Here is a 23,178-nt window from a genome sequence, read left to right as displayed (position 1 = left end):
CGATACAAACTGTTAACAGGCCCCCATTGTAGCGCAGAAATGCGAAAGCGGCAGGCTGATTCGTGGCGAAAACGGCAGGCCTATCGGCCGGAAAAACCGGGGTTCTGTCATCTTTTTGCCATCCGCATTCTCTATCTTCATTTCCCGGCGCGCTGACGATTCTGTGATCGCCCGCAAAGTTTCAGCTTCCTCGCGTTGTGTTATCTACGCGCGTAGATACCCTGATACAGCAGCGTTGAATCGCCATGCGTCCGACATGATTTGTCGGCACACCTTTGTTGCCGGCACCAGGGAAACCATCTTTAACCGCGCTCCTCCAGGCGCAGAACAAAAGAGGATAGCACTGCCATGAGCGAAACAACGCTTGCCCCTTCACAGACCGCCGACGCCGCGCTGGCGGCCGATGAACGCCTGGCAACCAAAGAGGGGCGCAGCCAATTTTGGCGCGCCACCTTCTCCTGCTGGCTCGGCACCGCCATGGAATACGTCGACTTCGCGCTGTACGGCCTGGCGGCCGGCATGGTGTTCGGCGACGTGTTCTTCCCGGAAGCCACGCCGCTGGTGGCGCTGCTGGCCAGTTTCGCCACCTACTCCGTCGGCTTCGTCGCGCGGCCGATCGGCGCGCTGGTGTTCGGCTGGATCGGCGACCGCAAAGGCCGCCGCGTGGTGCTGATCACCACCGTGGCGCTGATGGGCCTCTCCACCACGCTGATCGGCCTGATCCCGTCCTATGCGCAAATCGGCGTCTGGGCGCCCGCCTGCCTGGTGATCCTGCGCTTCGCGCAGGGGTTCGGCGCCGGTGCGGAGCTGTCCGGCGGCGCGGTGATGCTGGCGGAATACGCGCCGGCCAAGCGGCGCGGGCTGGTGGCGTCGATCATCGCCATCGGCTCCAACAGCGGCACCCTGCTGGCGTCGCTGGTATGGCTGCTGGTGCTGCAGCTGGACAAGGAAGATCTGATGAGCTGGGGCTGGCGCATTCCGTTCCTCGCCAGCATTCTGATCGCCGGGGTGGCGCTGTACCTGCGCCGTCACGTGCGGGAAACGCCGGTGTTCGAACGCGAGCTGCAGCAAAACCACCAGCGCATGCTGGACGCCGCCCAGGCCGCGCCGGATACGCGCAGCTACCTGCAACGTACCAAAGCGTTCTGGGTGATGCTCGGCCTGCGCATCGGCGAAAACGGCCCTTCCTACCTGTGCCAGGGCTTTATCGTCGGCTATGTCGCCAAGGTGCTGATGGTCGATAAATCGGTGCCGGCGCTGGCGGTGTTGATCGCCTCGCTGTGCGGTTTTCTGGTGATCCCGCTGGCCGGCTGGCTGTCCGATCGTTTCGGCCGCCGCATTACCTACCGCTGGTTCTGCCTGCTGCTGGTGCTGTATGCCTTCCCGGCGTTCTGGCTGCTCGACAGCCGTGAACCGGCTATCGTCATCTCGGTGATCGTGGTCGGCATGTGCATCGCGTCGCTGGGGATCTTCGGCGTTCAGGCGGCCTACGGCGTCGAACTGTTCGGCGTGAAGAATCGCTACTCCAAGATGGCGTTCGCCAAAGAGCTCGGTTCGATCCTCTCGGGCGGCACCGCGCCGCTGATCGCCACCGCGCTGCTGTCCGGTTTCGGTCACTGGTGGCCTGTCGCCTGCTATTTTGTTGTAATGGCGGCCATCGGCTTAATCACCACCTTCTTTGCTCCCGAAACCCGCGGCCGCGATCTCAACCTGCCGCAGGATGCCGCGTAGCGAGAAGGCGAACAGGATCCCAATTTGGATAATCACTCCGCGCGACGCGTTACCCGCGCCGACGTGGCCCGCGTAGCGGGCACCTCCGTCGCCGTGGTCAGCTATGTGATCAACAACGGCCCGCGCCCGGTGGCGGAAGCCACCCGGCTGCGCGTGCTGGCGGCGATCGAGCAGACCGGCTACCGGCCGAACGACATCGCGCGGGCATTGGCCTCCGGCAGCACGCAAACCTACGGGCTGGTGGTGCCGGATATTTCCAACCCGTTCTTCGCCACGCTGGCGCGGGCGCTGCAGCAGGAGGCCTTCAGCCGCGGCCGCGTGCTGCTGCTGGGCGACGCCGGCGATGACCGGCAGCGCGAGTATGAGCTGATCAATAACCTGCTGCGTCGCCAGGTCGACGGCCTGCTGTACACCAGCGTCGATCGCCATCCGTGGTTCGAGCTGATCCGCGCCTCCGGCACGCCCTGCGTGATGATAGACACTATCGACAGCCAGGCCGGCGTCTGCGCCATCCGCGTCGACGAGCGCGACGCCGCCTGCCAGGCGACCCGCCATCTACTGCAGCACGGCTATCGCGACATCGGCATTTTCATCGGTCCGCTAACCATGCTCAACGCGCAGGATCGCCTGAACGGTTGGCGCGATGCGCTGCTGGAGGCGGGCATTGCGCCGCGCGACGAGTGGATTTTCGAGGCGCCTTACACCCGCCAGGGCGGCTACCAGGCCACCCAGCGCATGGTGCAAGGCCCGCTCCCGCGCGCCGTTTTCACCTCCAACGAGCAGCAGGCGCTCGGCTGCCTGTCGGCGCTGGCGGAGCATGGGTTGCGCGCGCCGGACGATCTGGCGCTGATCTGTTTTAACGGCACGCAGCAATCCGAATTCAGCGTGCCGCCGCTCAGCGCGGTCGAGCAGCCTATCGACGCCATGGCCAAGCGGGCCATCGCCATGCTGGCCGCCGGCGCCGCGCCCGCCGAGCTGCATGAATTCGCTTTTCAACTGCGCATCCGCCGCTCGTGCGGCTGTTAGCGGTTTTTCAGGACACCTTCTATGCGTTTGATCATTGATTGCGATCCCGGCAACGGCGTTCCCGGCGCCAACGTCGACGACGGCCTGGCGCTGGCCCTGGCGCTGGCGGCCAAACCGCAGCTGCAGCTGGAACTGATCAGCATCGTGGCCGGCAACACCCCGCGCGAAGTGGGCTTCGCCGTCGCCAGCGAGCTGCTGGCGCAAAGCGGCTACCAGGTGCCGGTCGCCCTCGGCGCGGCGCGAGCCCTGAGCGAGCCGCCGGAGCCATGGCGCGCGCATCTGGACAGGCCGATCGCCGATCCCAAGCTGGCGGCGCTGTGGCGCGACTTGCCCGCGCCCTCACTCGCCCATGCGCCCACACCGGACGCCGCCATCGCCATCGGCGAGCTGATCTGCCGCCATCCCGGCGAGATAACGCTGGCGGCGATCGGCCCGCTGACCAACGTTGCGCACGCCATGCAGCTGTACCCGCAGATGGCGCAGGCGGTGAAAGAGATCGTGATCATGGGCGGCGTGTTCAACGTCGAGGGATACATCAAGGACACCAATTTCGGCCTGGATCCGGAAGCCGCGCGGCTGGTGCTGAACAGCGGCGCCGCTATCACGCTGGCGCCGCTGGACGTCACCACCCAGACCATGCTGACCCAGGCGGATCTGGCCGCACTGACGCAGCCGGATACGCCGCTGTGCCGCTATTTGCGCGCCACCACGCAGCCGTGGATCGACTATTCGCGCCATACGCGGCGCCTGCCGGGCTGCTGGATCCATGATGCGCTGGTGATCGCCTGGCTGCTGGCACCGCAGCTGGTCACGACCGAAATGTTCCATGTGGATGTGGCGCTGGAAGGGGCGCTGACGCGCGGCAGCTCACGCCGTTGGCGGCCGGACAGCCTGCGCCTGACGGTCGGCATGCCGCCGCCGCAGGGCAAGCCGGTGCGCATCATGCAGCAGGTCGATAACGCCCGTCTGCTGGCATTGATCGGCGCAACGCTGGCCCGCGGATGAAAAAAGGTGCGCCAAGGCGCACCAATCATCGAGCCAGCATCGGCAGCGTCGGGTGTTACCCCTTGCCTTTTACGCTGCTGATAAACGTTTTACGCGCAGTGGTCGAGCCCAGTTTCTCGGCCTCATTCATCAGTTTCAGCGCCTTGTCGATATCGCCCGCCTTCACCGCCTGCTTGATGCCGTTATTGAAGTAGCTTTCGGTATCGTTGAGCATCGGCTCCGCCGGTTTCTCCGGCGTCGGTGCAGGCGCCGCCACGGTGGCCGGTGCGGTTGATCCCACCACCACCGGCGCCACGGTCGGCGCAGGCTGCAGCATGCCGATCATCACGTTGCCGGTGCCCTGTTCCGCGGTCACCTTGAGCTTCAGCGTGCCGGTCGTCGCGTGGCCGGCGATCGGATCCGGGATATCCGGCACTGCGTTGCCCACGCCCTGTGCGTAGGCCTTGGCCGGGTTAGTCAGCTGCGTGGTTTTCGCCAAATCCTGACGGGTGGTGTACACCAGCAGGTAAATCTGTTTTTGACCGAGCGCCGGCGTCAGTTTCAACGTGCCTTCGAGGCGATCGGAGGACATTGCTCCCGGCGGCTGATACGGGAAATAGCTGCTCGGGTAATACGCCGCCGGGCGCAGATGCTCGTCCAGCACCAGCACGCTCGGCACGTACAGCGAATTGTTCTTGGCGAGGCTGCTCAGCGTCACTTCCAGCGAACCGCGATCGGCCGGCAGCGTATAGGCGGCGATCGCCCCCTGAATGTCGCCCTGATTGAGCTGCGGGCTAACGGCGTCGAGCTTCACTTCTTGCGACACTGGCGGTTGCAGCGGCTGCCACGTCAAGCTTTGCAGCGTGGCGGCGCTGATGGCCGGGGCGACGGAAACGTTGGCCGGCGTATCGGCGTTGGCCGCCAAAGGCGCGCCGACGGTCAGCGCCAGCGACAGGCAGAGTGACAGCAGATTCTTTTTCATCGTTATATCCTCTTTCAGCACCGCGGCGGATCAGGCAAGAGATCGGGTCGCGGCGAATGCGGTTGGGGGAGAGCCGGCGGCCCTCCCCGTCCTGTCGTTACCACCAAATTTCCATCTGGGCGCCGAAGGTGACTTCGTCATCCTTGCCGCGGCTGAAGGTATGCATGCTGGTGTCGTTGTAAGCGGTGCCGGCGTTATACCCGGTGTCATCGCCGGTGGCGTAGCCCCACTTCTCGTCCCACTTGGCGTAGGTGGCGAACAGGCGGATGGCCGGACGCGACCAAATGCTGTTGCCCGCCTGCCATTGCTGCGCCAGGGTCACTTTATACTGGCCGTTGCGATCGCCGGTGCGCTGAGATTTGACGTTGTCGTAGCCGGCTTCCAGCAGGGTGCTCATGATCGGCGTCCATTTGTACATCGGGCGCACGCCCACGGTGTACCAGGTGGTGCCGTTGTTGTTGTCGCGGTCGATGTCCTGGAACATGGCGACGTACATCAGCGCCCACTGATCGTTGAAGTCGATGGCGCCGTGATCCAACACGCGGATCATCTTGCCGTTGTTATCGATGGTGGCGCCTTCGTTGCGGCCGTTGTTCTGCGAGGTCATCGAGTCGGTGGCGTACTGCAGCACGAATTTGTTGTAACCGTTCAGGATGCTTTGCGTGTGTTCGGCGGTGAACATCCAGCCGTCTTTGCTGGCGCCGTCGGCCAGGCGGTAGTTATCCTGCGCATTGGCTCGGCCGTAGTCCACGCCCAGCTCCAGGGTGCCGCCCGGGTTCAGCTCCAGCCCGGCCAAGCGCACGTCGAAGGTATCGTTGACGGTCGGACGCTGTTTCCATTCGTTATCCAGGTAGCCGTAAGAGCCGCCGGATTCCGAGTTGCGGGTCACGGCGGCGGACAGCTTGCCGAAGCCCAGATCGATGTTTTCCAGACCGGCGCCCGGGCCGGAGATATCCCAGTAGTAGAAGTCGATCATATGAACGTCATGACGCTGATAGAAACGCTTACCGGCCCACAGCGTGGAGCCCGGCAGCCACTCGATCAGGTTTTTACCCTGCACGTTCACTTCGCGGAAGCCCGGGGTCACGTCTTCCCAGTCAGAACGCTGCGAAACCGAATAGGCCAGGTTAGTGTCGAAATAGAAGCTCTTGTCGCCTTCTTTCCACACTTCCTGCCCGAGTTTCAGCTCGGCGTAGGTTTCGCACTCGTTGCCGAGACGGTATTTGCTCGCGGCGCCGGTGGCCTTGAAGCACTGTTGCTCACCGCCGCTGCCGGTCCAACCGATGCCGGAACGGGCGTAACCGTGGAAATCCACGGCCAGCGCCTGAGTAGAGAGAACACCGGCGGCGACAGCCAGTGCCAGAGGAAGTTTGCGCAGAGTAGTCATCATTATTCTCCTGTTATACCGACTTTGATGCTTTAAACGCCCGGCTCCTGGTGCAGCCGTTTACATGCCGTACCGTCTTCACGGAACAGGTGGCAGCGGTGAGGCGGCAGGCCGATGGCGAATGTGGCACCTTCTTCTACCAGCACCACGTCATTCTGGCGGTACACCAGGTTTTGACGGATGGCCGGGATTTGGATATGGATTTGCGTCTCGTTGCCGAGCTGCTCCACCACCTGCACGTCGCCGGTAAGCCGCACTTCAGAGGCTTCGCCGGGCAGCAGATGTTCAGGGCGAATGCCCAGTGACAGGTTGGCGCCGGGTTGGACACCCGCGCCTTCCACCGGCAGCCAGACCAGCTGACGGTTGGGCAGTTCGACCTGCACCTGTCGCGGCTCCGCCGCGGTGACCTTGACCGGCAGGAAGTTCATCTTCGGTGAGCCGATAAACCCGGCGACGAAGCGGTTGGCCGGGTAGTGATACAGCTCCAGCGGCTTGCCGACCTGCGCCACGCGACCGGCGTCGAGCACCACGATCTTGTCGGCCAGCGTCATCGCTTCGACCTGATCGTGGGTGACGTAAATCATGGTGCGCTGCAGGCGCTTGTGCAGACGGGAGATCTCGATGCGCATCTGCACCCGCAGCGCGGCGTCGAGGTTGGACAGCGGCTCGTCGAGCAGGAACACGTCCGGCTCGGCCACCAGCGTGCGACCGATCGCCACGCGCTGACGCTGCCCGCCGGACAGCGCCTTCGGCCGCCGATCGAGCAGGTGCGCCAACTGCAGCACCTCGGAGACCTGGTTCACCCGTTGATTGATTTCCGCTTTCTTGGCGCCGGCCAGCTTCAGGCCGAACGACATGTTGTCCGCCACCGACAGGTGCGGATACAGCGCGTAAGACTGGAACACCATGCCGATGCCGCGCTCGGAAGGCGGCACTTCATTCATGCGTTTCTCGCCGATCAGCAGGTCGCCGGAGGTGATGTCCTCCAGCCCGGCGATCATGCGCAGCAGCGTCGATTTGCCGCAGCCCGACGGCCCGACAAACACCACAAACTCGCCGTCTTCGATGGTCAGATTGACGTCTTTGGAAATCACGGCCTCACCGAAGGCCTTATAAACGCTGCGCAGTGTCACGCTAGCCATGCGTTACTCCCCTGCTTTCGCAGTTAACATGTCGTGTGAAAATGGCGGAGGCAAAGCCCGCCAAAACCCATTGATGACCCTCTTGCTGCGCGCCGTGCTGCCATGCCAACGGCAAGGTCGCCTCAGACGGCGCGGCCGCCTGAGTATAAGGCTGCAGGTTTATCAGCGCTTCAAGGCATTGATCCTGATGGGTAATAAGTAAGCGCACCACGCCATCGCGCTGGCTGACCGCGCTCAGCTCGCCGCGCTGGAAAAGCGGCGAACGGCGCAAGGCCAGCAGCGTCTGGCAGTAACGCAAGGTGGAGTGGCTGTCGTGCTGTTGGCGACTGATGGCCAACGCGCGGTGTTCGATCGCCACCTGCTGATACCAGCTGACTTCGCCGGCGGTGACCTGTTCAGGCGCTTCATGCCACGGCATCGGCGTTTGCGCGCCGCGCGGATCCTGCAGGCCGGCGGCGTGCGGCAGCCCCAGCTCCTCGCCCTGGTACAGGCAGATCGGCGCCGGCAACATCGCCAGCAGCGTCAAAAAGGCGGCGGCGGAACGCAGGTCGCCCTGCCCCCAGCGGCTGACCACCCGAGGCTGATCGGCGTCGCCGGTGCTCCACAGGCTGTCCGCCAACGTGGCGCGGCGGGCATGCAGCACCGCCACCAGCTTTTCCGCGCTGAACGGCATCACGTCGAGCGCCAGCGCGCCGTGGGCGAACCGCTGCGCGGCGGCGGCATGACGAACGCGATGGGCTTCGTCGGCGTACCACAGCGTCAGCCCTTCGCCCGTCACCGCCGTTTCGGCCTCCGGCGCCAGCGTCTGCGGCAGCAACAGACCGTCGATCGACAGCGCTTTCAGGTACGGCAGCGCCGCCAGCATGCCGTGCGCGTCGCCCACGCCGTCCCCGTTTCCGTCACGGAAACTGGCCGGATGGATCCGGTACAGGGTGGGCTGAGTGGCGATAGGCATTGACGACATAAATCCGGTATCCCTGCTGCGCGTGGCGTTGAAAATCAATGGGCCGATAGTGCGGGAGTCGCCGGAAAGGGTAATCATCCGTAACAGGATTTTTCATGGGGGAGGAGACGGGAGGATGAGAGAACGACCGCGGCGATGAGAAGTTCCGCGCTTAAGGCAAATCTGTGATCAAGCCGGCAAAAATCGCCCCCCTATTTTGTGCCTGACGCCACAGAATAGAGCGCAACGTTAACTGGATCACACTCCTCATCTCAGGGGCGTAGAGGGGGGGAGGATGAGAATATGTCGCGTTGTGACCCACTATGATCGCGAAACGTCTCTCCTTGATTTATGTGCCCACAAAAAGAAGGACTGGATTATGACTCGCAGCATTACCCTCGCCCGTACGCTGGCGCTCTCGGCACTGGCTACTCTGGTGCTCTCTTCTTCCGCCTTCGCCAAGATAGAGGAAGGCAAACTGGTTATCTGGATCAACGGCGACAAGGGCTATAACGGCCTGACCGAAGTCGGCAAGAAATTCGAAAAAGACACCGGCATCAAAGTCACCGTCGAGCATCCCGACAAGCTGGAAGAGAAATACCCGCAGGTGGCCGCCACCGGCGACGGCCCGGACATCATCCTCTGGGCCCACGATCGCTTCGGCGGCTATGCGCAGTCCGGCCTGCTGGCCGAAGTCCACCCGTCCAAAGCCTTCCAGGACAAGCTGTTCCCGTTCACCTGGGACGCCGTGCGCTATGACGGCAAGCTGATCGGCTACCCGATCGCCGTCGAAGCGCTGTCGCTGATTTACAATAAAGACCTGGTCAAACAGCCGCCGAAGACCTGGGAAGAGATCCCGGCGCTGGACAAACAGCTGCGCGCCAGCGGCAAAAGCGCCATCATGTGGAACCTGCAGGAACCCTACTTCACCTGGCCTATCATCGCCGCCGACGGCGGTTATGCCTTCAAGTATGAGAACGGCAAATACAACATCAAGGATGTCGGCGTCGCCAACGCCGGTTCGCAGGCCGGCCTGCAGTTCATCGTCGATCTGGTGAAAAACAAACACATCAACGCCGATACCGATTACTCGATCGCCGAAGCCGCGTTCAACAAAGGCCAGACCGCGATGACCATCAACGGTCCGTGGGCCTGGAACAACATCGAGCAGAGCAAAATCAACTACGGCGTGACGCTGCTGCCGACCTTCAAAGGCAAACCGTCCAAACCGTTCGTCGGCGTGCTGACCGCCGGTATCAACGCCGCCAGCCCGAATAAAGAACTGGCGACCGAGTTCCTCGAGAACTATCTGCTGACCAACGAAGGGCTGGCGGACGTCAACAAAGACAAACCGCTGGGCGCGGTGGCGCTGAAGTCCTACCAGGAAACGCTCGCCAAAGATCCGAAGATCGCCGCCACCATGCAGAACTCGCAAAACGGGGAGATCATGCCGAACATTCCGCAGATGAGCGCTTTCTGGTACGCCGAACGCAGCGCGGTGCTCAACGCCGTCAGCGGCCGCCAAACGGTGAAAGCCGCGTTGGACGATGTGCAGACCCGTATCACCAAGTAATGTCGTCGTGCGGGGCGCCGTGGCGCCCCGCCGTTGCTTCACAGAAAGGAACGCCCTATGCAATTCGCTCACGCCGGGACGCCTGCGCGTAAAAAATCGAAGTGGTGGCAAAGCGACGCGCTGAAATGGCTGGTGGTCGGCCTGTTCAGCCTGGTGACCTGCTACCTGATTGTGTTGATGTATGCACAGGGTGAATACCTGTTCGCCATCCTGACGCTGATCCTGGTCAGCGCCGGGCTTTACGTCTTCGCCAACCGCCGCGCCTACGCCTGGCGCTATGTGTATCCCGGCGTCGCCGGCATGGGATTGTTCGTCCTGTTCCCGCTCATCTGCACCATCGCCATCGCCTTTACCAACTACAGCAGCACCAACCAGCTGACGTTTGAGCGCGCGCAATCGGTATTGATGCAGCGTCAGTTCCAAAGCGGCAAAACGTTCACCTTCGGCCTCTACCCGGCGGAAAACCAGCAGTGGCGCCTGCAGCTGACCTCGCCGGACAGTGAACAGCCGCTGATTTCCGAGCCTTTCCGCCTCGACGCGACGCCGCCGCTCCCCCTGAAATTGACGGCCCAGAGCGCCGCGCCGCAGGGCGAACCCGCCACGCTGCGGGTGATCACCCAGAACCGGCAGGCGCTGAGCCAACTGGTGGCGCAGCTGCCGGACGGCGATGAATTGCGCATGAGCTCCCTGCGCCAGTTCTCCGGCACCCGTCCGCTGTATGCGCTGGACCAAGACGGCAGCACGCTGACCAATAACCAGACTCAGGTGCGCTACCGGCCGAACGGCGACATCGGCTTCTATCAGGCGATCAACGCCGACGGCGGCTGGGCGCAGGAAACCCTGAGCCCAGGCTATACCGTCACCACCGGCTGGAAAAACTTCCTGCGGGTGCTGCAGGACGAGGGCATCAAAAAACCGTTCGTGTCGATCTTCATCTGGACCCTCGTGTTCTCGGTGATGACGGTGATCCTTACCGTGGCGGTCGGCATGGTGCTTGCCTGCGTGGTGCAGTGGGAGGCGCTGAAAGGCAAGGCTATCTACCGCGTGCTGCTGATCCTGCCCTATGCGGTACCGTCGTTCATCTCGATCCTGATCTTCAAAGGCTTGTTCAACCAGAGCTTCGGCGAGATCAACATGATGCTCAGCCACCTGTTCGGCATCAAACCGGCCTGGTTCAGCGATCCGCTCACCGCCAAGAGCATGATCCTGATCGTCAACACCTGGCTCGGCTACCCGTACATGATGATCCTGTGCATGGGGCTGCTGAAGGCAATCCCGGACGACCTGTATGAGGCCTCGGCGATGGACGGCGCCAACCCGTGGCAAAACTTCTTCCGCATCACCTTCCCGCTGCTGATCAAGCCGCTGACGCCGCTGATGATCGCCAGCTTCGCCTTCAACTTTAACAACTTCGTGCTGATCCAGCTGCTGACCAACGGCGGCCCGGACATGATCGGCACCACCACGCCGGCCGGCTATACCGATCTGCTGGTCAGCTACACCTACCGCATCGCCTTCGAAGGCGGCGGCGGGCAAGACTTCGGGCTGGCGGCCGCCATCGCCACGCTGATCTTCCTGTTGGTGGGCGCGCTGGCGATCCTGAATTTGAAAGCCAGCAAGATGAACTTCGATTAGGGAGAATAACGATGGCCATGGTTCAACCCAAATCCCAGCGCCTGCGCCTGTGGATGACCCACATTTTGATGCTGTGCTTTATCGCCCTGATCATGTTCCCGCTGCTGATGGTGGTGGCCATCTCGCTGCGCGCCGGCAACTTCGCCACCGGCAGCCTGATACCGGAAACCCTCTCCTGGGATCACTGGCGGCTGGCGCTCGGCTTCAGCGTCACCCACGCCGACGGCAGCGTGACGCCGCCGCCGTTCCCGGTGCTGCTGTGGCTGTGGAACTCAGTCAAGATCGCGGCGATCACCGCCATCGGCATCGTGACGCTGTCCACCACCTGCGCCTACGCCTTCGCCCGCATGCGTTTTCGCGGCAAGAGCACGCTGCTGAAAAGCATGCTGATCTTCCAGATGTTTCCAGCGGTGCTGTCGCTGGTGGCGCTGTACGCCTTGTTCGATCGCCTGGGCCAGTACATTCCGTTTATCGGCCTCAACACCCACGGCGGCGTAATCTTCGCCTATATGGGCGGCATCGCGCTGCATGTCTGGACCATCAAGGGCTATTTCGAAACCATCGACAATTCGCTGGAAGAGGCGGCGGCGCTGGACGGCGCCACGCCGTGGCAGGCGTTCCGGCTGGTGCTCCTGCCGCTGTCGGTGCCGATTCTGGCGGTGGTGTTCATTCTGTCGTTTATCGCCGCCATCACCGAGGTGCCGGTGGCGTCGCTTCTGCTGCGCGATGTGAACAGTTACACGCTGGCGGTGGGCATGCAGCAATATCTCAACCCGCAGAACTACCTGTGGGGCGATTTCGCCGCCGCCGCGGTGCTGTCGGCGATACCGATTACCGCCGTGTTCCTGCTGGCGCAGCGCTGGTTGGTGGGCGGCCTGACGGCCGGCGGCGTGAAGGGGTAATTTGTGCCACTGCAGTGCGTTTGATGTTTTTCCTTATCTTTTACCCTATGGATTTCAAGTTACAGCCAGGCGACCAGCTCGCTAAGCCCAGGCGCTTACTTCAGTAAGTAACTGGGGTTAGCGAGTGCAGTCAACAACGCTGTCGCTTGAAAGACGACGGGTAATGATATCCTGTGTCTTTGGCGGCCTTTGGCCGCCATTTTTATCGCTACTCCCGTTTCAGCCGATCGGTGTTGGCCAGATAGAGCGTCACCACCAGCACCAATATCGCCGCCGCGTAGATCAGGGTGTCGATGGGATTTTTGTGATCCACGATAATCAAACGAATAATCGCGGTAATGCCGATATAAATAAAATAGCGCAGCGGGAAATGATAACCCGACTCAAAATACTTGACGATCAAGGCGATAAATTCAAAGTACAGAAAATAAATCACGATGCCTTCAATCAACAGGTAAGAGGACGACTCTTCACTGTTGATAAATAACACCTTCGCCAGATGGATGGTTTCCTTAACCAGAAACACCACCAGAATTGCCGCCAGCAGCAACAGGCCCACGTTCAGCACTCGCTGCAGCCCTTTCGCTATCATTATCGAACGCGACGTTTTTGCCATAAAACCTCTCTCTGAATACCGCTTATATGATTCAACCTTGCCAATATAGGCATTGTCCTAAAAATTACGCCCTTCGCGAAAGCACTTTAAACCCCATTTAATTCATAAAGTTATAATAAGATGTTTCTGGCTTATAGATTTGTAGCAAATCGAAATGTCAACTATCATGGGTCACAGAGATCTTTACATAAAACCAATAACCTCGAATTAACAAGGGAATTCTTTATGCGCGCTAAACTTAACGGACTGGTCGCTGCGGGCCTGTTTACCTGTGCATTGTCCGGCCACGCCGCCGGCCTGGTAGCCCCTGACAACGATCTGCGTAACGATCTCGCCTGGTTGTCTGACCGCGGCGTCATCAACGTCAGCCTGTCCACCTGGCCGCTGAGTCAGGAAGAGATCAGTTCCGTTATCGCGCAGGCCAAACCGGTCACCAATACCGAGAAAAACGTCATCGACCGCGTGCAACGCCGCGTTGACGCCCTCAAAGCCAACATCCGCGTCAGCGGTTACGCCTCGACCGATAAACCCGGCACCCCGCAGGGCTTCGGCCAAAACGAGTACGCCGACGATCGCCTGACCATCGGCGCCGGTGCCAACGGCGAGTTCTGGGACGTGCGTCTGCAGGGCTCGGTGGAAGGCGACCAGCGCGTCAGCGACGGCTCCAAATTCAATATGAACGGCTCCTACGGCGCGGTGAAAATCTGGAACCAATGGCTCTCCTTCGGCGAGGTCTCCCAGTGGTGGGGCCCGGGTTACGACGGCAGCCTGATCCGCTCCGACGCCGCGCGCCCGGTCGCCGGCTTTATGCTGCAGCGCGCCGACCAATCGCCGTTTGAAACGCCGTGGCTGTCGTGGATCGGCCGCTGGCAATACCAGTTGTCCGCCGGTCAGCTGTCGCAGTACGCTGCCGTGCCGGATACCAAACTGATCGGCGGTCGCCTGACCATGATGCCGACCGATTTCCTGGAGCTGGGCGCTTCGCGCGTCATGATGTGGGGCGGTGATGGCCGTCCGCACTCCTGGCGTTCCTTCTGGGATGGCGTAACCGGCAACGACAATACCGGCGATCCGAAAAACGATCCGGGCAACCAGTTGGGCGGTTTTGACTTCAAACTCAAACTGCAGCCGCTAGTCGGCATGCCGGTCAGCCTTTATGGCCAAATCACCGGCGAAGATGAAGCCGGCATGTTGCCTTCGCATAATGCCTATATGTTGGGGCTTGAAGGCCATCCGGAATGGGGTCCGACCACCATCAACTGGCATATCGAAGGTTCTGATACCCGTTCTAACGGCAACGCCAACAACGTGATGTACAACCACTACATCTATCGGGGCGGTTACTACCAGCAAGGTTACCCGCTGGGCCATGCGATGGGCGGCGACGGCCAGATGCTGTCCGGTCGCGTCGAGCTGGTGCTGGACGACAGCCAGCGTTGGAGCACCCGCTTGGTATACGCCAAGGTGAATCCGAACAACCAAACCATCAACCGGGCATTCCCGCGTTCCGATACGCTGAAAGGCATTCAGCTCGGCTGGGGTTACACCTTCCCGTCACAGGTTAAGTTCGACACCAGCCTGTGGTACACCGACAGCGATCACAGCACCGCCGATGACGTGGGCGCCGGCGTCAGCTTCGAAGTGCCGATCAACCTGTAACTTTTCGCAGACGTAAAAAACCCGCCGCGGCGGGTTTTTTTATTGGCTCAGATCAGGCGATTAGCGCCATTCCTTGAAGCGGTTGATCAGCGCATTGGTCGAGCTGTCGTGGCTGCTGATTTTCTCGCTGCCCGCCAGTTCCGGCAGGATGCGGTTGGCCAGCTGTTTGCCCAACTCCACGCCCCACTGATCGAAGGTGAAGATGTTCAGGATTGCGCCCTGGGTGAAGATCTTGTGCTCGTACAACGCAATCAGGCTGCCCAGGCTGAACGGGGTGATTTCACGCAGCAGGATCGAGTTGGTCGGACGGTTGCCTTCAAACACTTTGAACGGCGCCACGTGTTTGACCTGCTCAGGGGTTTTACCCTGCGCCGCGAACTCGGCTTCCACCACTTCCAGCGACTTGCCGAACGCCAACGCTTCGGTCTGGGCAAAGAAGTTGGACAGCAGTTTGGCGTGGTGATCGCCCAGCGGGTTATGGCTGATGGCCGGCGCGATGAAATCGCACGGCACCAGCTTGGTGCCCTGGTGGATCAGTTGGTAGAACGCGTGCTGACCGTTAGTGCCCGGCTCGCCCCAGATGATCGGGCCGGTCTGGTAATCCACCGGATTGCCGTTGCGATCGACGTACTTGCCGTTGGATTCCATGTTGCCCTGCTGGAAGTAAGCGGCAAAACGGTGCATGTACTGATCGTACGGCAGAATGGCTTCGGTTTCGGCGCCGAAGAAGTTGTTGTACCAAATACCGATCAGCGCCAGCAGCACCGGCAGGTTTTTCTCCGCCGGCGTTTCGGCGAAGTGCTTATCCATGGCGTGCGCGCCGCTCAGCAGCTGCTCGAAGTTGTCGTAACCGATGGACAACGCGATCGACAGACCGATCGCCGACCACAGCGAGTAACGGCCGCCGACCCAGTCCCAGAATTCGAACATGTTGTCGGTATCGATGCCGAACTCGGCCACCGCTTTGCCGTTGGTGGACAACGCAGCGAAGTGCTTGGCCACGTGTTGTTGATCGACGGCGCTGCTCAGGAACCAGTCGCGCGCGCTGTGGGCGTTGGTCATGGTTTCCTGAGTGGTGAAGGTTTTGGACGCCACCAGGAACAGCGTGGTTTCCGGGTTCAGCGGCTGCAGCGTTTCGGCGATGTGGGTGCCGTCAACGTTGGAGACGAAGTGCATGTTCAGGTGGTTTTTATAAGGGCGCAGCGCTTCGGTCACCATGTAAGGGCCGAGATCCGAACCGCCGATGCCGATGTTCACCACGTCGGTGATCGGCTTGCCGGTGTAGCCTTTCCACTCGCCGCCGATGACGCGCGCGCAGAACTGTTTGATCTTGGCCAGCACCGCGTTCACTTCCGGCATCACGTCTTTGCCGTCGACCAGGATCGGGCTGTTGCTGCGGTTGCGCAGGGCAATGTGCAGCACCGCGCGATCTTCGGTGCGGTTGATCTTCTCACCGGCGAACATCGATTTGATGGCGCCTTGCAGATCGGTTTCTTTCGCCAACGCCTGCAGCTTCTCCAGGGTTTCCTGCGTGATGCGGTTCTTGGAATAGTCCACCAACATTTGATCGTTGAAGGTCGCGGAGAACCTGGAGAAACGATCGCTGTCCTCGGCGAACAGGTCGGCGATCCGTACGTCTTTCATCTGTGCATAATGTTGCTGCAGGGCTTGCCAAGCAGCGGTTTGACTAGGATTGATATTTTTCATAGCAACACTCTTAGGCTTGAGAATAAAAATGACGCGTTTGTCCGATTGTAGCCTGTTCGACTGTGATTATGATCGCTTTTCTTGCGATAGGCGCTAACTGTCAACGCATTGCCGCCTCGTTTCAGCTTTCACTCTATACTTTTGGCTAACGGCCTGTTATCGGGGTTGCCGAATTGTCATCAGGCTGTGTCATCGTCGCTTATTTCGTCATTTGAAAGGGATCTCGCTTATGGAATTATCCGCCCCACTCATGTTGGTGCTTATCGGCCTAGCGTCGCTGCTGGCGCAGTGGCTGGCCTGGCTGCTGCGCCTGCCGGCCATCTTGCCGCTGCTGCTGTTCGGCATCGTGCTCGGCCCGACGGTGCATCTGGTGCAGCCGGATCTGCTGTTTGGCGATCTGCTGTTTCCGCTGGTGTCGCTGTCGGTGGCGATCATCCTGTTCGAAGGGGCGCTGACGCTGCGTTTCGAGGAAATTCGCGGCCTTGGCGGCGTGGTGCGCAATCTGGTCACCGTCGGCATGCTGGTCACCTTTCTGGTCATCAGCCTCGCCAGCTGGTGGCTGCTGGATTTCCCGCCGGAGCTGGCGGCGTTGATCGGCGCGGTGACGGTGGTAACCGGGCCGACGGTGATCGCCCCGCTGATGCGCGTCGTGCGGCCGAACGCCAATATCAACCAGGTGCTGCGCTGGGAAGGGATCGTCATCGATCCGGTCGGCGCCATCTTCACCCTGCTGGTGTTCGAGTTCATCGTGCTGAAGCAGAATGCGGAATCCTATACCCACCTGTTTTGGACGCTGGGCGTGACCGCCGCCGTCGGCCTGATCGCCGGCGCGCTGTTCGGCTACCTGCTCGGCCTGGCGCTGCGCCGCGTCTGGCTGCCGCGCTACCTGCAGAACCTGGCGGTGCTGGCGATCATGCTGACCGCCTTCGGCGTTTCCAACGCCATCGCCGACGAATCCGGTTTGCTGACCGTCACGGTCATGGGCATCTGGCTGGCCAACATGCGCGACGTGGATACCAGCGATATTCTGGCGTTCAAAGAGGAGCTGTCGGCGATCCTGATCTCGGCGCTGTTCATCATTCTGGCGGCGCGGCTCGACATACAGGCGCTGTGGAACATGGGCTGGCCGCTGCTGCTGCTGCTGCTGGCGGTGCAGTTCATCGCCCGGCCGCTGTGCATCGCGGTGTCGACCTGGCGCTCTTCCCTGCACTGGCGCGATCGGCTGCTGCTGTGCTGGATCGCCCCGCGCGGCATCGTCGCCGCGGCGGTCAGCTCGCTGTTCGCGCTGACGCTGCAGCGCAGCGGCTATCAGGGCGCCGACCGGCTGGTGACCGTGGTGTTCGCCATCATCATCGGCACCGTGGTGTTGCAAAGCCTGACCAGCGGCATGATGGCGCGCTGGCTGCGGGTGCAGCAGCAGAAACCGCGCGGCGTGCTGATCGTCGGCGCCAACAGCGTGGCGCGCATGCTGGCGCAGGCGCTGATCAAGCTGAACGTGCCGGTGATCGTCACCGACAGCAGCTGGGAATACTACCGTCAGGCGCGCATGGACGGCATTCCGGCCTACTATGGCCACGCCTACTCCGAACACGCCGAGAACTATCTCGATCTGAGCAATATCGCCCAGGTGCTGGCGCTGTCGCCCAATCGTCACCAAAACGCGCTGGCCGTCTATCACTTCGGCCATCTCTTCGGCGAGGATCACGTGTTCGCCATTCGTTCGGGGGCACCGTTGAAAGGGCGCGGCGCCAGCGCGGAAAGTTCGCGTTTCCGCCGGCACGAAATTTTATTTAATCAGGAAGCCACCTACGGCCGTCTGAGCAGCCTGCTCGCCAGGGGGGCCACCATCAAAGCGACCAAATTGAACGAAAATTTCGGTTGGTTGGAGTATTTGGAAAAACATCAGGGCGTTATCCCGTTATTCAGCCAAAAGGAAGACGGTTCTCTGCAACCGATTGGCGCCGGTTCCACGCCTGCGATGCCCTGTACGCTTATCGCGCTGGTGCAAGATGAAAATCCCTCACCGTCTGTACGTTGACAGAATGACGATAACCGGCTATTCCTAACAGCCTACTTGCGCACCCGGTGCGCAAGCCAGAAGAGGCGCGTCGCCCAGGTAGAGTGTCAGAGGAGCCGTTTCTCCGTTGACGGCACCCGAGGGGGAGCGACGCCGAGGTAGGGTAATGGCCGGCCATTATCGTATCGACTACAGGGGCTGAATCCCCTGGGTTGTCACCAGGGGATCGCCCGCAGGGCGATCGACAAGGTGGGGCGCTTCTGGGTGTATCGTAGCCTGACCTCTACGCCTGCCCCCTGTTTACCGCTCTCCCCTTGTGCCAAGGCTATGGAATTACAGTGCCCCCAAACGGGCATCCCTGACACGAGGTTTCTACATGAACCAAGCAGTACCCCAGAATTCCACCGTGGTAGCCAAGTTCGGCGGCACCAGCGTCGCCGACTTTGAAGCCATGAACCGCAGCGCCGACGTCGTGCTGGCCAACCCGCAGGTCCGCCTGGTGGTGTTGTCCGCCTCGGCGGGCGTCACCAACCTGCTGGTCGCCCTGGCCGAGGGTTGCGAGGCCGAGAAGCGCAACTACCAGCTTGATGAAATTCGTCGCATCCAGTACGCCATCCTCGATCGCCTCGCGGCACCTGCGGTGATCCGCGACGAGATAGACCGCCTGCTGGAAAACATCGCCATGCTGTCGGAGGCCGCGTCGCTGGCCACCTCGACGGCGTTGACCGACGAGCTGGTCAGCCATGGGGAGCTGATGTCCACCCTGCTGTTCGTTGAAATCCTGCGCGCCCGCAACGTGCAGGCCGAATGGTTCGACGTGCGTAAAGTGATGCGCACCGACGATCACTTCGGCCGCGCCGTGCCGGACAGCGCCGCGCTCAGCGAACTGGCGCAGGCGCAGTTGCGGCCGCGTCTGCAGGAGGCGCTGGTGGTCACCCAGGGCTTTATCGGCAGCGAACCGAAAGGCCGCACCACCACGCTCGGCCGCGGCGGCAGCGACTATACCGCCGCGCTGCTCGGCGAGGCGCTCGGCGTCGGCCGGGTGGATATCTGGACCGACGTGCCGGGCATCTACACCACCGATCCGCGCGTGGTGCCGGCAGCCAAGCGCATCGATAAAATCGGTTTCGAAGAGGCGGCGGAAATGGCCACCTTCGGCGCCAAAGTGCTGCATCCGGCCACCCTGCTGCCGGCAGTGCGCAGCGATATTCCGGTGTTCGTCGGCTCCAGCAAGGATCCGGCGGCCGGCGGCACGCTGGTGTGCAACACCACCGAAAACCCGCCGCTGTTCCGCGCGCTGGCGCTGCGCCGCAAGCAAACGCTGCTGACGCTGCACAGCCTGAACATGCTGCACGCGCGCGGCTTCCTGGCCGAGGTGTTCAACATTCTGGCGCGCCACAATATCTCCGTCGATCTGATCACCACCTCGGAAGTCAGCATCGCGCTGACCATGGACACCACCGGCGCCACCTCCGTCGGCGGCAGCCTGCTGACCACCTCGCTGTTGACCGAGCTGTCGTCGCTGTGCCGGGTGGAAGTGGAAGAAAACCTGGCGCTGGTGGCGATCATCGGCAACCAGCTGTCACGGGCCTGCGGCGTGGGCAAAGAGGTGTTCGGCGTGCTCGATCCGTTCAACATCCGCCTGATCTGCTACGGCGCCAGCAGCTATAACCTGTGCTTCCTGGTGCCGGGCGAAGAAGCCGAGCAGGTGGTGCGCACCCTGCACCACAACCTGTTCGAATAAGTCATTATCCCTGATTGCGGGCGCAGCATGCTGCGCCCCTGCGTCTAAAAAATCCGTTCAAAACCGGCAGGGGTTCAGCTTGTTGAACCCGCAAAAAACACAACCACCCCCACCGTTCTCAATCTGGCTAAGGAAAACCTGCATGCTGGCAATACTCACGCGCTTATTCCCCCTCTGGGCGATACTGCTGTCCGTCGCCGCCTATTACACGCCGAGCACCTTTACCGGCATCGGCCCCTACGTCAGCCCGCTGCTGATGCTGATCATGTTCGCCATGGGCGTTACGCTGCGGCTCGACGACTTCAAACGCGTGCTGGCGCGCCCCGGCCCGGTGGCGGCAGGCATCTTCCTGCATTATCTGATCATGCCGCTGGCGGCCTGGATCCTGGCGATGCTGTTCCGCATGCCGCCGGATCTGTCCGCCGGCATGGTGCTGGTGGGCAGCGTGGCCAGCGGTACCGCGTCCAACGTGATGATCTACCTGGCCAAGGGGGACGTGGCGCTGTCGGTGACCATCTCGGCGGTCTCGACGCTGGTGGGGGTGTTCGCCACGCCGCTGTTGACCCGCCTGTACGTCGATGCCGAAATCAGCGTCGATATCATGGGCATGCTGCTCAGCATCCTGCAGATCGTGGTGATCCCGATCGGCCTGGGCCTGATCGTCCACCATACCTTGACCAAAACGGTGAAGCGCATTGAGCCGCTGCTGCCGGCGCTGTCGATGGTGTGCATCCTGGCGATCATCAGCGCGGTAGTGGCGGGCAGCCAAAGCCACATCGCCTCGGTCGGCCTGGTGGTGATCGTCGCGGTGATCCTGCACAACGGCATCGGTCTGTTGAGCGGCTACTGGGGCGGCAAGCTGTTCGGCTTCGACGAATCCACCTGCCGCACGCTGGCGATTGAAGTCGGCATGCAGAACTCCGGGCTGGCGGCCACGCTGGGCAAAATCTACTTCTCGCCGCTGGCCGCGCTGCCGGGCGCGCTGTTCTCGGTCTGGCACAATCTCTCCGGCTCGCTGCTGGCGGGTTATTGGTCCGGACGCCCCATCAAGAAAAAATAAACCGCCTGCGGGGACGCAAACATTTGCGTCCCCGTTCTTCTCTGCGAAATTTCGTATTTCCCACTGGTCGGATTGTCATAATTCCCCCCATCCTCTATCATCCGTGAAAAATAAAAATTCAGATTCTTCCTATCCATGCCGATAATGTTGGCAAGGGGGAGAGACGCTCCACTTTTTTTAATTAATTAAGTCACCAGGGTTGCCCGCCAAAAAAGAAGCAGCCTAATTATTATTTAGATCTATACCCACCGTCTTATTTGCTGCGGCAAATCGAGATACCTCGCAATGTGCATGTCGCTCATTATTTCGGGCCGGCCGTCGGTCGCCCGTGGTTAACCTCATGGATTGGGCTGGCTGCCCCGGCAGCCTCTCATAATGGATTACAATGATAAAAAAAATCACCGCCTTGATGCTGCTGGTCAGCACGGCCCTTTCCGCTGAAACCCTGCCGGATTCCCACATGATGCGGGATATGTCGATGGGGGAATCACGCCGCGCGCTGCAAGACAGCACGCGTGAAGTCAACCAGCTGATTGAACAGCGCCGCTATCAGCAACTGAAGCAACAGCGCCTGCTGGCGGAACCGGAACCGGCCGCGCCCGCCCTGCCGCAATCCGCGCAGTGCCTGCCGATCGCCGGCGTTTACCTGCAAGGCATTACCCTGCTCTCGCCGGCCGATTTGTCGGCCCTGAGCGCGCTGCCGGAAAACTGCATCAGCAGCAACGATATCAATCGCCTGACCCGCGAATTAACGCGCCTTTATGTGCAAAAAGGCTATATCACCGCGCGCGTGCAAATTGTTCGCCCTAATTCGCAGGGGGAATTGGGGCTGAGCGTGACCGAAGGATTTATCGAGAAAATAGAAGGCGGCGATCGCTGGGTCAACAGCCGATTATTATTTCCTGGGCTGGAAGGCAAGCCGCTGAAATTAACCGAACTCGATCAAGGATTGGATCAGGCCAATCGTTTGCAATCGAATACCACCAAGCTGGATATATTACCCGGCCGCCAGGTTGGCGGTTCGGTCATTCGTTTGCGCAATCAGCACGCCAAGCCCTGGCTGATTACCGCCGGCACGGATAATTACGGCCAGAAAAGCACCGGCCAGTGGCTGGCGCGCGCCACCGCCACGCTGGACAGCCCGTTCGGCCTGTCGGACTTCGTCAGCCTGAACGCCAACAGCACGTTGGAAAACCCGGCTCACCGCTACAATCGCGCCTACACCCTACTCTATTCGCTGCCGTACGGCGCGTTCACCTTCAGTGGGTTCGCCAGCTTCTCGTCCTATGAGAACCACCAGCAGCTGCCGCACAACGTGGTCAAACTGCACGGTCAGACTCAACAGTACGGGCTGCGCAGCGACTACGTGTTTTATCGCGACCACGATCAGATAGACAGCCTGAGCGGCCAGTTGACCTACAAACGCATCGACAACTACTTCGAAAGCGTGCGTCTTGAGGTCAGCAGCCCAACGCTGACCCTGGCCGAGCTGAGCGCCAGCCACCTGCAAATTCTGCCCCATGGGGTATTCAGCGCCAACCTCAGCGTCGAGCAGGGCCTGCCCTGGCTGGGCGCCGATCGCCACCCGAGTTCGGTGCACCTCGACAGTCAATTCACCAAGGGCAAGCTGTTCGCCAACCTGAGCCAGCGCCTCAAGCTGGGTGACGCCACCTATCAGCTCAACAACCTGTTCTACGGCCAATACAGCCGCGACCCGCTGCCCGGCGTGGAGTGGCTTAGCCTTACCGATCGCAGCGCCGTGCGCGGCTTCAGCCGCAGCACCCAGTCCGGCGACAACGGCTGGTATCTGCAGAACACGCTGTCGCGCAGCTTCAATTTAGGCGCCGCCACGCTGACGCCGCGCCTTGGCGCCGACGTCGGCCGCATTCTGCCGCGTCAGGACAACTCGGGCTGGCGCAGCAGCGCCGGGGTGAGCAGCGGCGCCACGTTACGCTACCGGCAGGCGCTGGTCGATCTGGAGGTCAGCCGCGGCTGGATTTTGTCGAACCACGCCACGCCTGAAGATCCCGTTCAGGTGCTGGCGCGCTTTTCTTACACCTTTTAATCAGC

Annotated in this window: 17 protein-coding genes and 1 riboswitch; of the genes, 11 read left to right on the top strand and 6 right to left on the bottom strand. The window is 61.4% G+C overall.

What is annotated here, in order from left to right; translation table 11 throughout:
• Positions 1 to 348 precede the first annotated feature (348 nt).
• From ITX55_RS10990 to ITX55_RS10980, 3 genes are read left to right on the top strand one after another with little or no spacing between them, the layout of a single operon-like run.
• Entirely contained in the window at positions 349 to 1,731 is a 1,383-nt protein-coding gene (locus tag ITX55_RS10990) for an MFS transporter (RefSeq protein ID WP_033651213.1), read from the top strand.
• 24 nt (positions 1,732 to 1,755) lie between these two features.
• Complete coding sequence (locus ITX55_RS10985; protein ID WP_223085053.1) at positions 1,756 to 2,757, top strand: LacI family DNA-binding transcriptional regulator; 1,002 nt, start codon at positions 1,756 to 1,758, stop codon at positions 2,755 to 2,757.
• Between the two features lie 21 nt (positions 2,758 to 2,778).
• Entirely contained in the window at positions 2,779 to 3,762 is a 984-nt protein-coding gene (locus tag ITX55_RS10980) for a nucleoside hydrolase (RefSeq protein WP_223085051.1), read from the top strand.
• 55 nt (positions 3,763 to 3,817) lie between these two features.
• Here the strand turns inward: ITX55_RS10980 and malM are convergent, their stop codons facing one another.
• The 4 genes from malM to ITX55_RS10960 form a co-directional block, all read right to left on the bottom strand.
• Positions 3,818 to 4,723 (bottom strand): maltose operon protein MalM, encoded by a 906-nt coding sequence (malM, locus tag ITX55_RS10975; protein WP_223085049.1) that lies wholly within the window; start codon positions 4,721 to 4,723, stop codon positions 3,818 to 3,820.
• 97 nt (positions 4,724 to 4,820) lie between these two features.
• Positions 4,821 to 6,110: a maltoporin gene (locus ITX55_RS10970; RefSeq protein ID WP_025304461.1), complete on the bottom strand. Its 1,290-nt coding sequence runs from the start codon at positions 6,108 to 6,110 to the stop codon at positions 4,821 to 4,823.
• 32 nt (positions 6,111 to 6,142) lie between these two features.
• A complete protein-coding gene (malK, locus tag ITX55_RS10965) occupies positions 6,143 to 7,252 on the bottom strand; it encodes a maltose/maltodextrin ABC transporter ATP-binding protein MalK (RefSeq protein ID WP_016930284.1) in 1,110 nt (369 codons plus the stop codon).
• Positions 7,245 to 8,216 (bottom strand): alpha-amylase family glycosyl hydrolase, encoded by a 972-nt coding sequence (locus ITX55_RS10960; RefSeq protein WP_108682359.1) that lies wholly within the window; start codon positions 8,214 to 8,216, stop codon positions 7,245 to 7,247. Before ITX55_RS10960 ends, malK begins: the two co-directional genes overlap by 8 nt.
• 358 nt (positions 8,217 to 8,574) lie before the next feature.
• On the opposite strand from ITX55_RS10960, the gene malE reads away from it, so the two are divergent.
• Genes malE through malG form a run of 3 tightly spaced genes read left to right on the top strand, consistent with a single transcriptional unit; the run spans position 8,575 to position 12,305 of the window.
• Entirely contained in the window at positions 8,575 to 9,768 is a 1,194-nt protein-coding gene (malE, locus tag ITX55_RS10955) for a maltose/maltodextrin ABC transporter substrate-binding protein MalE (RefSeq protein WP_089192308.1), read from the top strand.
• A 57-nt stretch (positions 9,769 to 9,825) separates the two neighbouring features.
• Entirely contained in the window at positions 9,826 to 11,403 is a 1,578-nt protein-coding gene (gene malF, locus ITX55_RS10950; protein WP_042785469.1) for a maltose ABC transporter permease MalF, read from the top strand.
• Positions 11,404 to 11,414: 11 nt separating this feature from the next.
• Entirely contained in the window at positions 11,415 to 12,305 is an 891-nt protein-coding gene (gene malG / locus ITX55_RS10945) for a maltose ABC transporter permease MalG (protein ID WP_033651207.1), read from the top strand.
• 208 nt (positions 12,306 to 12,513) lie between these two features.
• Here malG and psiE read toward each other — a convergent pair whose 3' ends face one another.
• Entirely contained in the window at positions 12,514 to 12,921 is a 408-nt protein-coding gene (gene psiE, locus ITX55_RS10940) for a phosphate-starvation-inducible protein PsiE (RefSeq protein ID WP_015379238.1), read from the bottom strand.
• Between the two features lie 225 nt (positions 12,922 to 13,146).
• Here psiE and ITX55_RS10935 point away from each other — a divergent pair, with 225 nt between their 5' ends.
• A complete protein-coding gene (locus ITX55_RS10935) occupies positions 13,147 to 14,580 on the top strand; it encodes a capsule assembly Wzi family protein (protein WP_042785470.1) in 1,434 nt (477 codons plus the stop codon).
• A gap of 60 nt (positions 14,581 to 14,640) precedes the next feature.
• On the opposite strand, the gene pgi is transcribed toward ITX55_RS10935, so the two are convergent.
• Positions 14,641 to 16,287, bottom strand: coding sequence for a glucose-6-phosphate isomerase (gene pgi / locus ITX55_RS10930; protein WP_033651205.1), 1,647 nt, complete (start codon positions 16,285 to 16,287; stop codon positions 14,641 to 14,643).
• A 229-nt stretch (positions 16,288 to 16,516) separates the two neighbouring features.
• Here pgi and ITX55_RS10925 point away from each other — a divergent pair, with 229 nt between their 5' ends.
• The 4 genes from ITX55_RS10925 to ITX55_RS10910 all read left to right on the top strand — a co-directional run bounded on the left by ITX55_RS10925 (position 16,517) and on the right by ITX55_RS10910 (position 23,173).
• Positions 16,517 to 18,325 (top strand): sodium:proton antiporter, encoded by a 1,809-nt coding sequence (locus ITX55_RS10925; protein ID WP_004936687.1) that lies wholly within the window; start codon positions 16,517 to 16,519, stop codon positions 18,323 to 18,325.
• A gap of 52 nt (positions 18,326 to 18,377) precedes the next feature.
• A riboswitch (Lysine riboswitch) is annotated at positions 18,378 to 18,572 on the top strand.
• Between the two features lie 108 nt (positions 18,573 to 18,680).
• Positions 18,681 to 20,048, top strand: coding sequence for a lysine-sensitive aspartokinase 3 (gene lysC, locus ITX55_RS10920; RefSeq protein WP_042785471.1), 1,368 nt, complete (start codon positions 18,681 to 18,683; stop codon positions 20,046 to 20,048).
• A gap of 142 nt (positions 20,049 to 20,190) precedes the next feature.
• Positions 20,191 to 21,108, top strand: coding sequence for a ketopantoate/pantoate/pantothenate transporter PanS (gene panS / locus ITX55_RS10915; RefSeq protein WP_033651203.1), 918 nt, complete (start codon positions 20,191 to 20,193; stop codon positions 21,106 to 21,108).
• Positions 21,109 to 21,493: 385 nt separating this feature from the next.
• Positions 21,494 to 23,173, top strand: coding sequence for a ShlB/FhaC/HecB family hemolysin secretion/activation protein (locus ITX55_RS10910; RefSeq protein ID WP_033651202.1), 1,680 nt, complete (start codon positions 21,494 to 21,496; stop codon positions 23,171 to 23,173).
• The last annotated feature ends 5 nt before the right edge of the window (positions 23,174 to 23,178 follow it).

Origin of the sequence: Serratia sp. EWG9 (genome assembly GCF_019913725.1) — a bacterium.
GTDB classification, from domain to species: Bacteria; Pseudomonadota; Gammaproteobacteria; order Enterobacterales; family Enterobacteriaceae; genus Serratia; species Serratia ureilytica.
The sequence above is the reverse complement of the archived record's forward strand: the minus strand, read 5'-3'. Positions and strand labels throughout refer to the sequence as shown.

Coding starts and splice junctions, on each gene's coding strand:
- panS (WP_033651203.1), top strand. CDS start 20,191: ATGCTGGCAATACTCACGCGCTTATTCCCCCTCTGGGCGATACTGCTG.
- ITX55_RS10925 (WP_004936687.1), top strand. CDS start 16,517: ATGGAATTATCCGCCCCACTCATGTTGGTGCTTATCGGCCTAGCGTCG.
- malF (WP_042785469.1), top strand. CDS start 9,826: ATGCAATTCGCTCACGCCGGGACGCCTGCGCGTAAAAAATCGAAGTGG.
- malM (WP_223085049.1), bottom strand. CDS start 4,723: ATGAAAAAGAATCTGCTGTCACTCTGCCTGTCGCTGGCGCTGACCGTC.
- ITX55_RS10970 (WP_025304461.1), bottom strand. CDS start 6,110: ATGACTACTCTGCGCAAACTTCCTCTGGCACTGGCTGTCGCCGCCGGT.
- ITX55_RS10960 (WP_108682359.1), bottom strand. CDS start 8,216: ATGTCGTCAATGCCTATCGCCACTCAGCCCACCCTGTACCGGATCCAT.
- ITX55_RS10990 (WP_033651213.1), top strand. CDS start 349: ATGAGCGAAACAACGCTTGCCCCTTCACAGACCGCCGACGCCGCGCTG.
- ITX55_RS10980 (WP_223085051.1), top strand. CDS start 2,779: ATGCGTTTGATCATTGATTGCGATCCCGGCAACGGCGTTCCCGGCGCC.
- malE (WP_089192308.1), top strand. CDS start 8,575: ATGACTCGCAGCATTACCCTCGCCCGTACGCTGGCGCTCTCGGCACTG.
- ITX55_RS10935 (WP_042785470.1), top strand. CDS start 13,147: ATGCGCGCTAAACTTAACGGACTGGTCGCTGCGGGCCTGTTTACCTGT.
- psiE (WP_015379238.1), bottom strand. CDS start 12,921: ATGGCAAAAACGTCGCGTTCGATAATGATAGCGAAAGGGCTGCAGCGA.
- pgi (WP_033651205.1), bottom strand. CDS start 16,287: ATGAAAAATATCAATCCTAGTCAAACCGCTGCTTGGCAAGCCCTGCAG.
- malK (WP_016930284.1), bottom strand. CDS start 7,252: ATGGCTAGCGTGACACTGCGCAGCGTTTATAAGGCCTTCGGTGAGGCC.
- lysC (WP_042785471.1), top strand. CDS start 18,681: ATGAACCAAGCAGTACCCCAGAATTCCACCGTGGTAGCCAAGTTCGGC.
- ITX55_RS10910 (WP_033651202.1), top strand. CDS start 21,494: ATGATAAAAAAAATCACCGCCTTGATGCTGCTGGTCAGCACGGCCCTT.
- malG (WP_033651207.1), top strand. CDS start 11,415: ATGGCCATGGTTCAACCCAAATCCCAGCGCCTGCGCCTGTGGATGACC.